Raw genomic sequence first — 12,739 nt, forward strand, 5'->3', positions numbered from 1 at the left:
CATGACTGACACAGGACCCTCAGGTCGTTCCGCAGGCTCCACTCCTGGCCACCCGGGTCGTTCCGCAGGCTCCACTCCTGGCCACCCGGGTCGTTCCGCAGGCTCCACTCCTGGCCACCCGGGTCGTTCCGCAGGCTCCACTCCTGCCGCCCGGGCGAGCGCCCTCACCAAGACCTACGGTTCCGGCGACACTCAGGTCCATGCGCTGCGGGACGTGACGGTGGAGTTCGCCCGCGGCGAGTTCACGGCGATCATGGGCCCGTCGGGGTCGGGCAAGTCGACGCTGATGCACTGCCTCGCAGGTCTCGACACGGCCACCTCGGGAACGGTCACGATCGGTGACACCGAGCTGACCAATCTCGACGACAAGCAGATGACCGGACTGCGCAGGGACAGAATCGGTTTCGTGTTCCAGTCGTTCAACCTCGTGCCCACGCTGACGGCGTTGGAGAACATCACGTTGCCGCTGGACATCGCGGGGCGCAAGGCCGACCCGCAGTGGCTCGACACCGTCGTCGACCGACTCGGCCTACGTGACCGTCTCGGCCACCGGCCGAGCGAACTGTCCGGTGGCCAGCAGCAACGCGTCGCGTGCGCACGTGCACTCGCCGGACGACCCGATATCGTCTTCGGCGACGAACCGACCGGCAACCTCGATTCCCGCTCGTCCGGTGAGGTGCTGAGCATCCTCCGCGCTGCCGCCGACGAGTTCGACCAGACCGTCGTGATCGTCACGCACGATCCCCGCGCCGCCAGTTACGCCGACCGGGTCGTGTTCCTCGCCGACGGTTCGGTCATCGATCACCTCGCGAACCCGACCGCCGAGAACGTGCTCGACCGCATGAAGCGTCTGGAAACGGCCTGACCATGCCTTCGACCAATCCCATGCGCAAGGTCTCACTGCGCAATCTCGCCGCCCACAAGGTCAGACTCGCACTGACCGTCCTGTCCGTCGTGCTCGGAACCGCCTTCGTTGCAGGGTCTTTCGTGTTCACCGACACACTGCAACGAACGTTCTCGTCGATCTTCTCCGACACCGCCCAGGGCGCCGACGTCCGTGTCAGTGCCGAGGACGCACGCTCGAGCGGCGTCCCTGTCTCCGCAGCCGACGTCATCTCGTCCCTACCCGACGTTCGTGCCGTCGCACCGTATGTCAGCGGTCAGATCGTCGTACTGGATTCCTCGGGCGCTGCCGTGCAGACCGGTGGCGCGCCGACTATCGGCGAGGCGTACCTACCGCCCGAGCGGCGACTGGACGAGGACGCGGTGTTCATCGCAGGTTCAGCGCCCACGGCACCGGGCGACGTCGTCATCAACGAGGGCGGTGCCACGCGCTCCGGGCTCGGCGTGGGTGACACCACGCAGGTTCTCGTGCCGTCGAAAGGCACCGTGGACGTCACCGTGACCGGGATCTACGACACCGCCGTCGAATCCGGCGGGTACATCGGCATCCAGTTCACCGAGGGCCAGGCCGACGAATTGTTCTCCGACGGCGAGCACGTGCAGTACTACGACATCGCCGGAACAGGCGTGTCGCAGACGGAGCTTCGGGACGAGATCGCCGCCGCCCTACCCGACTCGAAGGTGCAGACCGCGGACGACGTCCGGGACGAAGCACAGGCCGAGATCGAACAAGCCCTGTCCTTCGTGAACTACTTCCTGCTCGCATTCGGCGCGATCGCATTGCTCGTGGGCACGTTCATCATCTACAACACCTTCTCGATGATCGTCGCCCAGCGCGTTCGCGAGCTCGCTCTGCTCCGCGCGATCGGCGCCAGCCGCGGCCAGGTCAGCCGCTCCGTGGTGCTGGAAGCTCTCGTCGTCGGTGTCATCGGCAGCGCGATCGGCTTCGCGGGCGGTATCGGTCTCGCCTACGGCCTGCGCGCACTGCTCAACGCGTTCGACCTCGGATTGCCCTCGGGGGCACTGGCACTCGAACCTCGAACCGTCGTCGTCGCTTTCGCCGTCGGCATCGTCGTCACCGTGCTCAGCGCATACGCACCCGCTCGTCGTGCCGCCAAGGTGCCACCCATCGCGGCGATGCGCGAGGAGTTCGCCTCCGCCGGTGACAGTCTGCGCGTGCGCACCTGGATCGGCGTCGTGATCGGCGCGATCGGCGCCGCTGCCGTCGTCATCGGAGCGCAATCCACCGGCGGCGCTGCCGCAGCGACCGTCGGCGCAGGTGCCGTGGCCGTGATCGTCGCCGTCGCGCTGGCGGCACCGTCACTGTCCCGGCCGGTCGTCGGTGCCCTCGGTTCGGTTCTGACGCGGCCGTTCGGCCCGATCGGACGCCTGGCCCGAACCAACTCGGTCCGCAATCCCCGGCGTACGGCCGCCACTGCCTTCGCTCTCATGCTCGGGCTGATGCTGGTGTCGGTCATCGGCGTCCTCGGCTCGACCGCCAAAGCGAGCGTCGACGCCCTGGTCGACAACGGAATCGAAGCCGACTACATCTTCAGCGGCCCACCGTCGATCGGAATCCCGACGGGAGCCGCCGCAGCCGCCCGGGAAGTGAACGGGGTCGACCGCGTCGCCGTACTTCACCCGGTGTCGGTGGACATCGACGACGAGCCCGCCTTCGGCGTCGCGCTCGAAGGGAGCCCGGAAGGATTGTTCGACAGCGTCGTCGTCGCCGGGTCGCCGGAGCTGCAAGGCGACAGCATCGCAGTGTCGTCCTCCGCGTCGCGCGACGAGGGGTGGGCGCTCGGCTCGATCGTGAACATGACGTCGGTCGACGGGCAGCAGGTTCCCGTCACGGTCACCTCCGTCTACGAGGACAACCCGCTGGTAGGGCAGTGGATGATCTCGAACGACGTCTACCAGAAGGTGACTCCGAGCATCGTCCGGTCGGACATCGTCGTGCTCGTCGGCGCCGCTCCGGGAACCGACCTGAACGTGCTCAGGACCGACCTGGAAGCCGCCACCAAGCCGTTCGTAGTCGTTCAGGTCCAGGATCGCGACGAATTCAAGGGGTCGCAGGGCCAGCAGATCGACACACTGCTCGCCGTCCTCTACGGGCTGCTCGCGCTCGCCGTCGTCATCTCCGTGCTGGGAATCGTCAACACTCTCGCTCTGTCGGTCGTAGAACGACGCCGTGAAATCGGAATGCTCCGGGCCGTCGGCATGCAGCGCCCCCAGGTCAGGCGCACGATCTATCTGGAGTCGCTGCTCATCGCGCTCTTCGGGGCCATCGTCGGTCTCGGCCTCGGAGTGGCCTTCGGATGGGGATTCGTCAGAACTCTGCGCGACGAAGGTCTCGGTCTCCTGACCGTTCCGTGGGGCCAGATAGTGGCCATGCTGTTCGGCTCGGCCGTCGTCGGAGTCCTCGCGGCACTCTGGCCGGCGGTGCGCGCCGCCCGCACCCGACCTCTGGAGGCAATCACGGAACCATGAGACGGGTCGTGGCGGCCTCGTCGGTCGATCGAACGAAAAGTTGCAGCCAAAAGGACCGCAGAGTTACCTTGTACGGAGTAAAACAGACTTTACGATTGTTTTCAGGGTGGTTTCCCGGTAGAGCGATCGCAAGGAACGCCGTACTCGAGGAGCAACCATGTCGGTGCACAAGCTGGAAGCGCCCGCCCACGCGCCGCTCGCACCGCTGTGCAAACCCGGCACCAGGGACACCCTTCTCGACCGACTCTGCGAGGTCGCTCACGCGGTGCCCGACGCCGTCGCCGTCCACACCGAGGACGGGGCGGTCACGTTCGACCAACTCCTGCACCGCACCTATGCGTCGGCGAGGAAGATCGCGCAGCTCGCAGGGGACGATCCTCGCCCGATCGCCGTCGAGGCCGCCTCCACGTCGGAGTCGATCGCCACGATGCTCGCGGTGATGGCGTCGGGCCACGCTCTGGTTCCGTTGGATTCCAACCTGCCGGCCAACCGCGCGGATCGCATCGTGGAGTCGGCAGCGGCGCTCCGCCTCGAGCGGGCGGACCTGGCGACCACGCAGGATTCCGCGATGCCGCTGCCCTCCCTCACCGGCAGCCGGACGGCATTGATCGCATACACCTCGGGCTCCACCGGTGCCGCCAAAGGCGTGCTGCTGAGCCACCGCATGTGCCTGACCAAGGCGTACGAGGTCAGCTCGGCACTCGGCCTGTCCTCCCGCGATCGCGTCGGCAACGCCCTGCCGGTCAGCTTCGGCGCGGGCCTGAACACGTTGTTCGCCGGCATCCTCAGCGGTGCGACGGTCTACTGCACGGACCCACGCACCGTCCTGCCCACCACCTTGACCGAGTGGATCGAACGGTCGTCGTTGACGACGTTGCACTGCTCACCGTCGCTGGTACGGAGCTTCCGAGGGGGAGCAGGGGAAAGCCCGTCCGACGCCATCGTCCCGCTCCCGGACAACGCCGTGCCGTCGCTGCGCGTCGTGACCACCTACGGCGAAGCCCTGCACTCGCGGGACGTCATCGGATTCCGTAGCGCACTCGGCAGCGGCGCCACCTTCGTCAACTGGTACGCAACCACGGAAGCAGGCGGCGTGGCGTACGGCGAGTACCGATCGGACCACCCCCTGCCGTCGGGCTTCCTCACCGCGACGACCCTTCCGAAGGGCAAGATCGTCGACGTCGTCGACCCGGCGGGCACGCTCGCACCGGCCGGAGTGGCCGGGGAGATCCGCGTCTCCGCGGAATGCCTGTCCGACGGCTACCTCGGTCTCCCGGACCTGACGGAATCCCGCTTCGCGAGCGACGGGCCGCTCATGCGCTACGCAACCGGCGATCTCGGCCGATTCGACGAGACCGGACAGTTGCACCTGCTCGGCCGAGCCGACGACGCCGTCAAGATCCGCGGATACCTCGTCGAACCCGCCGAGGTGGAAGCAGCAATCCGCGGACTCGACGGCGTCCGAGACGTGGCGATCGTTCCCCGCTCGACCGACGACGAACCTCACCTCGATGCGTTCTTCGTCAGCGACACACGGGACAGTGCCTACGTCCGGGCGCGCATTCAGGACCAGCTCCCCACGTGGATGGTTCCCCGGAACATCACGCGCACACACACGATCGAACGCAACGAACGCGGCAAAGTGGACCGGCAGCGGCTGCCGGAGCAGGGTGCAGACCTGGAGTCCGCCACGGTGACGGAAGCGCCGCGCGGCGCGACGGAGATGTGGATCGCCAACATCGTCCACGATGCCCTTCGGGACGAGGTCGACGGGATCGACGACATCGGGTCCACCACCGACTTCACCGCCATGGGCGCTACGTCGCTTGCTCTGACTCGTATCTCGGTGGGGGTCGCGCGCGCCTTCCACATCGTGCTGTCGGCGGAGGAACTGGTCGGGGCCATGAGCGTCCGCCGTCTGGCCTCGATCGTGGACACCAAGCTCGCGTCCATCGACAACAACTCGGCCCGTTCCAGAGCCGAGTCGATCGCGGTGCCACTGCGCACCGCGGGTGCGCTCACGCCTCTCTTCGTCGTCGCAGGTGGTGGGGTGCCCGCCGTCGGTCTGGCCGCGCTTGCTCGGCGGCTCGATCCGGACCGTCCCGTCTACGTGATCCAGGCCAAGGGAATGGACACCCGGGCACTTCCCGACCGCACCATCCGCGCCGCAGCCCGCACCTACGTACGAGAGATCACGCGAATCCAGCCGACGGGCCCGTACCTTCTCGCCGGGCACTCGCTCGGCGGATGGATCGCACTCGAGATGGCACACCAGCTTCGGGCCGGCGGCGGATCGGTGGCGCGGTTGACTCTCCTGGACCCCCGCCTGTACCGCCATCTGCTCGACCGCTTTCCTGGCGGAAGCTCCCTCGAAGCTGCACCGGCGGGCGTAGGTGCAGCCGCGTCGCCGAAGATCACCGTCGCAACCCGCGTCGGTATCGCAGCGCGGGTGGTCACCGCGGGCATCGCACGTTATTCGACGACCGAGAGGTGGCTGGCATTCGCGGCGATCGGCTCGCTCGCTCTGCGCTTCCATCGTCCGAAGCCATGGAACGGGCCGGTCAGCGTCATCGTCACGGCGGAGAACACCGACGATCGCCGGTCGTGGGCCGCGATAGCCACCGGTGACCTGTCCATCACACATGTCGACGGCCGCCACGTCGACATGGTCCGCGAACCGGTCGCCGAGGACGTCGCTCGAATCCTCGACCACGAACTACGCCGAGCAACCGAGGGAATCATCCACTAGTGCAGCACCTCGACCCGGAACGACGACACTCCTCTCGTCGTGCCGCCTCACGGTCACTGACGGCCTCCATCGCTGCTCACCGGGGCATCGACTGTCCCGAGGACGCCGATCCGCGTACGTTGGGCATCGAAGCCGCCGGCGGAACGACCCAAGTCGGCAGGAGTGGAGCCGGCGGAACGACCAGAGTCGGCAGGAGTGGAGCCGGCGGAACGACCAGAGTCGGCAGGAGTGGAGCCGGCGGAACGACCAGAGTCACTGCGCGAGGAGGATCGATGCCAGACCGAACGTCGCCCTACGAGCTCGAGTCGGTCGAGTTCCATCGGGACACCCTGCGGTACGTCGACGCCGGGGACGGTCCACCTGTGGTCCTAGTTCACGGCCTTCTCGGCTCGCACGAGTCCTGGGCAGGTCAGATCGAGCGGCTGTCGGAGAAGTACCGCGTCATCGCACCGGACCTGTTCGGCCACGGCGACTCGGACAAGCCACCCGGCGACTACTCGCTCAGTGCGCACTCGGCGACCATCCGCGATCTACTGGACCACCTCGACATTCGTTCGGCACCGATGGTGGGGCATTCGCTCGGCGGCGGAATCGTCATGCAGACCGTCTACCTGTTCCCCGAGCGCGTGGAGCGGATCGCCCTCGTCAGCAGTGGCGGCCTCGGACGCGAAGTCAGCTTGTTCCTGAAGGCTGCGACTCTGCCGGGCAGCGAACTGGTGCTGCCGGTGTTGGCGTCGGACTGGGTCCGTAGGAACACCGAGAACGTGGTGACTCAGCTCGGTAAATGGGGGCTGCCTGTGCGTCCCGGTAAGAGCACCACCGAGACGTGGCGCGCGTTCAAGACGGTGGCGGACCACGGCTCCCGCTCCGCTTTCCTGGCGTCGACCCGCGCCGTCGTCGGTCCACGCGGTCAAACCGTCAGCGCCAAGCAGCATTTCGAGAAGTTCGAATCGCTGCCCTCGCTCCTGGTCTGGGGCGGGAAGGATCGCATGATCCCAGCGTCGCACGCGGACAACATTCGACGCGAGGTTCCGAACTCGCGCGTCGAGATCTTCTCCGATGCAGGGCATTTCCCACAACTGGACGAGCCCGATCTGTTCTTCCGGGTGCTCGACCAGTTCCTCGGCACGGCAGCGGTGTCCGAGCTCGCACCGATTCCGCAGTCGACGCGGCCGGCCTCGTCGGACTGACCGTGGCAGTGATTCCGATGTTTCCCCTGGGAAGCGTTCTGCTCCCGGGTGAGCCGCTTCCTCTGCACATCTTCGAACCGCGCTACCAGGAGATGCTGCGAGACTGCCTCGCTACCGAGGACCCGAGCTTCGGGGTGGTGCTCATCGCCCGCGGCCACGAGGCCGGGGGCGGAGACGTTCGGCACGATGTCGCCACCAGGGCGCACATCGTCGCGCACCAGGACATCGGCGACGGCCGCTTTCTCGTGGAATGCGTAGGAGGGGAAAGAATCCGAGTCGACGCCTGGCTCGAGGACGACCCGTACCCTCGTGCCGACGTACGGCCGTGGCCCGATCATCCCGAGGATTCGGTCGCCGAATCCGAGTTCGCCGAACTCCAGGAGCAGATCAGGGCGCTGTATCGACTGATCGGCACTCTCGCCGAAGCGGAAGGCTCGACGCCGCCGGACGATCCCGAATTCTCCGAGCTTCCCGCCGCGTCGGGGGAACGCCTGTTCCGCCTCGCCGCACAGGTTCCCATGGGCCAATCCGACCGCCAGGACGTCCTCGAGGCACTCGGCGCGTCGGATCGACTGCAGGCCCTGACCGACGCCATCGACAACGTCAGCGACATAGTCCGGTTTCGACTGCAGTAGCACATTCAGCGCACAAAGGAAGAACCCCCGGGAAGCAGTGCTTTCTGGGGGTTCTTCTTTCAGTAGCGGGGACAGGATTTGAACCTGCGACCTCTGGGTTATGAGCCCAGCGAGCTACCGAGCTGCTCCACCCCGCGTCGGGTGCTTCACTACCGTACCTCTCCACGGGCCCGAACACCCAATCGCCTGGTCAGACGCATTATGCCCACAGCGATCTCTGCTCGGAGCAGAGAATCCTTTCTTCCCGCCGACCCACCGCGCAGCCTGATGGGGACCGACGACACTCACGAGTGAGGAATGCACATGTACACCACCATGAACGAACGCGACACCGCCGCGGTGTCACCGTTCGACGACCAACTGGCGTCCCGACTGCTCGATCAACGCATCGTCGTACTGGGGGCCGCCGTCGACGACGCCATCGCCGGCCGGATCTGCGCGCAGCTGCTCCTCCTGTCCGCCAACGACTCTCGCCGCGATATCAGCCTCTACATCAACTCACCTGGAGGTTCGGTGAGCGCGGGCCTCGCGATCATGGACACCATGCGGCTCATACCCAACGACGTATCCACCCTCGCAATGGGTTTCGCCGCCAGCATGGGCCAGTTCCTGCTCACCGCGGGCACCAAGGGAAAACGCTACAGCCTCCCGCACGCCCGCGTGATGATGCACCAGCCGTCCGCAGGCATCCGCGGCACCGCCGTCGACATCGAGATCCAGGCGCAGAACCTCGAATACACGAAAGCATTGATGCACAGCCTCAATGCCGAACACTCCGGCCACGACGTGTCCACGGTGACGGCGGACAGCGAACGCGACCGTTGGTTCACGGCCGGGCAGGCTCGGGACTACGGCCTCATCGACCACATCGTCACCACCCTCGACGACATACGACCATCGGCACCGCACCACAAGGTAGGACTGGGAGTCGAGCAATCATGAGCCAGTACACGATCCCCACCGTCGTCGAACGGACTCACAGCGGCGAGCGCGCCTACGACATCTACAGCCGACTCCTGTCCGAACGCGTCATCTTCCTCGGAACCGAGATCGACGACGGCGTCGCGAACGTCGTCATCGCGCAGCTCTTCCACCTCGAATCGGACAACCCCGATGCCGACATCAGCTTGTACATCAATTCACCCGGCGGATCGTTCACCGCGATGACCGCCATCTACGACACGATGGAATACATCAAACCCGACGTGTCCACCTTCTGCGTCGGGCAGGCAGCGTCGGCCGCGGGAGTGCTGATGGCGTCGGGAGCACCAGGTAAGCGAATCATGCTGAACCACGCCAGGATTCTGCTTCACCAGCCGTCAGGTGGAGGTGAGGGAACCATCTCCGATCTCACGCTGCAACGCGACGAGATAGTGCGCGTGCGCTCGGAGATGGAGAAGATCCTCGCCCATCACACCGGTCAGAAACCCGAGACACTACGGCTCGACACCGACCGCGATCGGATCTACACCGCCACCGAGGCAGTCGATTACGGGTTGGCAGACCTGATCGCGACCAATCGGAACTGACTGCGCTGCAGACCACTCCGCCCCGGTCAGGCGGCCAGCATGGTGACGGGAGCGGGACCGCGCGAGACTCGTTGGACGGAGTTCGTTCCAGCGAGTTCTCGCCCGGTCAACATCAGCAGGCGAGACGGGGCGATCTCCAGCGCGCCGCACAGAGCCGAGAGCACCTCGGACGACGCTTCCTTTCGTCCCCGCTCGACCTCGGAGAGGTAGGGCATCGACACCCGCGCCTCGGACGAGACCTCCTGCAAAGTGCGGCCCTGTTCCGTGCGGATTCGACGCAGAACCCGGCCCATACCCTCACGGACCAGCGGTTCGGGGCCGGGCGGCGTACGACCTGCGGCGGGGCGCAGCGGGAGAACCTTCGCGATAGCTCGTTCGTCTGCCATGCAGCCAGGCTAGGAGCTGTGTGGACCCTTCGCTCGATCTTCCGAACCTATTCTGCTGTCGGCAGAAATCGGTCCCGTCCGTCCTGGTCGTCGCCATACTGTCGCCGCGGTCATGAGCTCCCACGCCACGAAGGTGTAGATCGAGCCACGCTCCACCGCGCCGACCGGCCCGATACCCGTGAGGAGCAACGCCGACGCCGCGAACCCCACCGTCCCCAGCCCGACGGAAGCGCGCGAGTACCAGCGCGGGAATCTCGTCGCATCGGAACCGACAGTCCGTGCCGAACCGACAGTCCGTGCCGAACCGACAGTCCGTGCCGAACCGACAGTGAGGGCGATGACGTTTCCTGCGCCGATGGCCAGAACCGCCCCCAGGGTGTGCAGGTTGCCCTCGCCCGTGTGCACCACGGCAACCAGCACACTCCCGACCGCGTAGGCGAGGACACTGCCACGCATCAGCTGCGCCCGTCCCCTTCTCAGCAGGGGAGCCGCGACGAGTCCCGCCGTGAGCACCGACGCCGCGGACACGCAGAACGAGGCGTTCATCAGTCCGTGCCACTCGGACACCTCCGGCACCCCGAGCTCGCTGACGGTGTCGTGCAGTGGGCTGTAGCCGTCGAACCGGAGAGCTGTAGCCGCCTCCGCGAGCAGATATTGCACACCGGCCACTCCGAACAGAGCGCCGGCAATGCGGCATCGTCGACCTACCGATGCGCCGCGTGCCCAGGCAGTACGCAGTGTCCCGATGACTGTCTCCCTGTACGAACGATCCGGAACCAAGGGGTCCGGGTGAACAGCCTGTACCGGTAGGTACAGTCGGGGTCGTTCCCACGCAGCGCGGCGCGGGAGCACCCCCTCGAGGAGCAACTGTGCCACGAACAGCAGCGTCACGAAGAGCAGCGTCACGAACAGCAGCGTCACGAACCACCGCCGACAGGCGGGACGTGGTGCCCGTCCTGGCAGGTGTCTTCGGAGACCTGGGCTGGAACGGGTCCTCGCTGTCGGTGATCAGCAAGCGAACCGGGCTCGGCAAGGGCAGCCTGTACCACTTCTTTCCCCGCGGAAAGACCGAGATGGCGGAGGCAGTTCTCGACGAGGTCGAGCGGTGGTTCCAGAGCAACGTGTTCGCACCGCTGCGTGCCGCGACGGACGCCCGCGCGCGCTCCCACGACATGTTTGCGCAGACCTCGAAGTACTTCCAGTCAGGCCGTCGGGTCTGCTTGTTCGCGGCGTTCTCGCTCGGTGAGGAGCGGGCACTCTTCGGCTCCCGCGTCGCCAAGTACTTCAGCGATTGGATCGACGCGCTGACGCCGGTGCTGCGGCAACTCGGACACGGCGACGACGCCCAGGGTTTGGCGGAGGAGATCGTCGCCGGGATACAGGGAGCGTTGGTGCTCTCCCGCACGTCCGGCGACACCCGTAGCTTCGAGCGTCTCATGTCCCGCCTGGAGACCGCCGCGCTCGGCACGGGCTCGCTGGAGATGGCGCGATGACCACCGGACCCATCACCACCAGACCTGCTCCGCCGCTGCGCACATTCGGAGTTCGCGAATTTCTGCGCCTGCTCGTCATCGGCGCGGTCCTGGTGTTCTATCAGGTGCTGGCTGTCGGAAAGTGGGCGATCGCACCGCGTCGCGGTTGGCCGCTTCACGCCTCGGAGGGCGTCGTCGACGCCTTCTTCGTCCTGGGACCGACGTTCGTCAAGGTCGGGCAGTTGATGGGCTCGTCCCCGGGACTGTTTCCCAAGGTCCTGGCCGACACCTGCCTCCGATGTCTCGACGAGGTCCCGCCCTACCCGGGTGCGCAGGCCCGCGCCACCATCGAGTCCGACCTGGGACGGCCGACGGCGGAACTGTTCAGCCGCTTCGACGACGTCCCGCTGTCCTCTGCATCGGTCGCGCAGGTGCATCTGTGCGTCCTGCGCGACGGCCGCGAAGTGATCATGAAGGTCCAGCGCCGGGGTATCTACCACCGCATGAAGGTGGACCTGCGCATCGCCTACATCTTCGCCCGGGCGCTCGAGAAGTTCATCGTGTTCTTCAAGACCGCCAACGCATCCGCGATCATCGTCGACCTCCACGCCGCCACATTCGCCGAGTTGGACAGTGTGGTCGAAGCGCGCAGGCAAGCACGCTTCCGCGAATCGATCTCCGCGTTCGGCGACAACGAGTACGTCACCGCGCCAGAGGTGTTCACCGAATACTGCGGCAGCCGCGTGATCTGCATGGAACGAATGCACGGTTCACCGCTCGACCAGTGCACGCCGGGCGACGCGTCGGAACTCGTCGTCCGGCGAGCCGCGAAGGTGTGGATGGAAGCGCTTGTGCTGCACGGCCTCTTCCACGGCGACGTCCATGCGGGCAACGTCTGGGTGCTCGACGACGGACGCGTGTCCTTCCTCGACTTCGGCGTGATGGGCGAACTCGACGAACAGTGGCGGATGCTCCTGCAGGACTTGTTCCACGCCACTGTCGTCGACGGCGATTTCACCCGCCTCGCGGGCAGCGTCAAGCGTCTCGGCATCGTCACCGACGACGTGGGCACCGACGCCGAGGTCGGACTCATCCTTCAGGCCGTGTTCGCACCGATGCTGTCGGACACGTTGGCGCACTTCAGCCTGACCGATTTCATCAAGGCTCTCGTCGGAATGGGCAAGCAGTACCGAACGTCGAGTCCCGAGGAACTCATTCTCGTCGGCAAGCAACTCGGATATTTCGAGCGGTACGCGATCGAACTGGCCCCGAACTGGGCGCTCGGGACCGACCCGTTCGTCTTCAAGAACGTCTTCCCCGCGGAGATCGCTGCGTTGTCCACAGCACGCGGAGTGGAACTTCCCGATTGAACCGGAGTGGAACTG

The 12,739-nt window shown here is 66.3% G+C and carries 11 protein-coding genes and 1 tRNA gene; 9 read left to right on the forward strand and 3 right to left on the reverse strand.

Annotation, left to right across the window (positions count from 1 at the left end; translation table 11 throughout):
* The first annotated feature begins 1 nt into the window (after nt 1).
* The 5 genes from CH292_RS12145 (at nt 2) to CH292_RS12170 (ending at nt 7,967) form a co-directional block, all read left to right on the forward strand.
* On the forward strand, nt 2–865 hold the full coding sequence (locus CH292_RS12145) for an ABC transporter ATP-binding protein (RefSeq protein WP_256978065.1): 864 nt from the start codon (nt 2–4) through the stop codon (nt 863–865).
* Between the two features lie 20 nt (nt 866–885).
* Nucleotides 886–3,393 (forward strand): ABC transporter permease, encoded by a 2,508-nt coding sequence (locus CH292_RS12150; RefSeq protein ID WP_094654977.1) that lies wholly within the window; start codon nt 886–888, stop codon nt 3,391–3,393.
* 157 nt (nt 3,394–3,550) lie between these two features.
* Nucleotides 3,551–6,142 (forward strand): alpha/beta fold hydrolase, encoded by a 2,592-nt coding sequence (locus CH292_RS12155; RefSeq protein ID WP_094654838.1) that lies wholly within the window; start codon nt 3,551–3,553, stop codon nt 6,140–6,142.
* A gap of 272 nt (nt 6,143–6,414) precedes the next feature.
* Nucleotides 6,415–7,332, forward strand: a complete 918-nt coding sequence (locus CH292_RS12165; RefSeq protein WP_051127775.1) for an alpha/beta fold hydrolase — start codon at nt 6,415–6,417, stop codon at nt 7,330–7,332.
* Nucleotides 7,333–7,334: 2 nt separating this feature from the next.
* Entirely contained in the window at nt 7,335–7,967 is a 633-nt protein-coding gene (locus CH292_RS12170; RefSeq protein WP_094654839.1) for an LON peptidase substrate-binding domain-containing protein, read from the forward strand.
* Nucleotides 7,968–8,030: 63 nt separating this feature from the next.
* Here the strand turns inward: CH292_RS12170 and CH292_RS12175 are convergent.
* A tRNA-Met gene (locus tag CH292_RS12175) sits at nt 8,031–8,104 on the reverse strand.
* Nucleotides 8,105–8,264: 160 nt separating this feature from the next.
* On the opposite strand from CH292_RS12175, the gene CH292_RS12180 reads away from it, so the two are divergent.
* Nucleotides 8,265–8,909, forward strand: a complete 645-nt coding sequence (locus tag CH292_RS12180; RefSeq protein ID WP_094654840.1) for a ClpP family protease — start codon at nt 8,265–8,267, stop codon at nt 8,907–8,909.
* Nucleotides 8,906–9,496 carry a ClpP family protease gene (locus CH292_RS12185; protein ID WP_020112455.1) on the forward strand — a complete coding sequence of 197 codons (591 nt, stop codon included), beginning with the start codon at nt 8,906–8,908 and terminating at the stop codon, nt 9,494–9,496. Before CH292_RS12180 ends, CH292_RS12185 begins: the two co-directional genes overlap by 4 nt.
* Nucleotides 9,497–9,522: 26 nt before the next feature.
* Here the strand turns inward: CH292_RS12185 and CH292_RS12190 are convergent, their stop codons facing one another.
* Both CH292_RS12190 and CH292_RS12195 read right to left on the reverse strand, forming a co-directional pair.
* Complete coding sequence (locus tag CH292_RS12190; protein WP_019666969.1) at nt 9,523–9,882, reverse strand: helix-turn-helix domain-containing protein; 360 nt, start codon at nt 9,880–9,882, stop codon at nt 9,523–9,525.
* Between the two features lie 9 nt (nt 9,883–9,891).
* The gene (locus CH292_RS12195) at nt 9,892–10,803 is read right to left on the reverse strand and encodes a DUF998 domain-containing protein (RefSeq protein WP_094654841.1); all 912 of its coding nucleotides are present in this window, start codon (nt 10,801–10,803) and stop codon (nt 9,892–9,894) included.
* A 23-nt stretch (nt 10,804–10,826) separates the two neighbouring features.
* Between CH292_RS12195 and CH292_RS12200 the strand changes: the two genes are divergently transcribed.
* Both CH292_RS12200 and CH292_RS12205 read left to right on the forward strand, forming a co-directional pair.
* Nucleotides 10,827–11,375 (forward strand): TetR/AcrR family transcriptional regulator, encoded by a 549-nt coding sequence (locus CH292_RS12200; protein ID WP_020112458.1) that lies wholly within the window; start codon nt 10,827–10,829, stop codon nt 11,373–11,375.
* Nucleotides 11,372–12,724: an AarF/ABC1/UbiB kinase family protein gene (locus tag CH292_RS12205; protein ID WP_094654842.1), complete on the forward strand. Its 1,353-nt coding sequence runs from the start codon at nt 11,372–11,374 to the stop codon at nt 12,722–12,724. The genes CH292_RS12200 and CH292_RS12205 overlap by 4 nt, the downstream gene beginning before the upstream one ends.
* Nucleotides 12,725–12,739 lie beyond the last annotated feature (15 nt).

The organism is Rhodococcus sp. 14-2470-1a, from assembly GCF_002259425.1.
GTDB lineage: Bacteria > Actinomycetota > Actinomycetes > Mycobacteriales > Mycobacteriaceae > Rhodococcoides > Rhodococcoides fascians_E.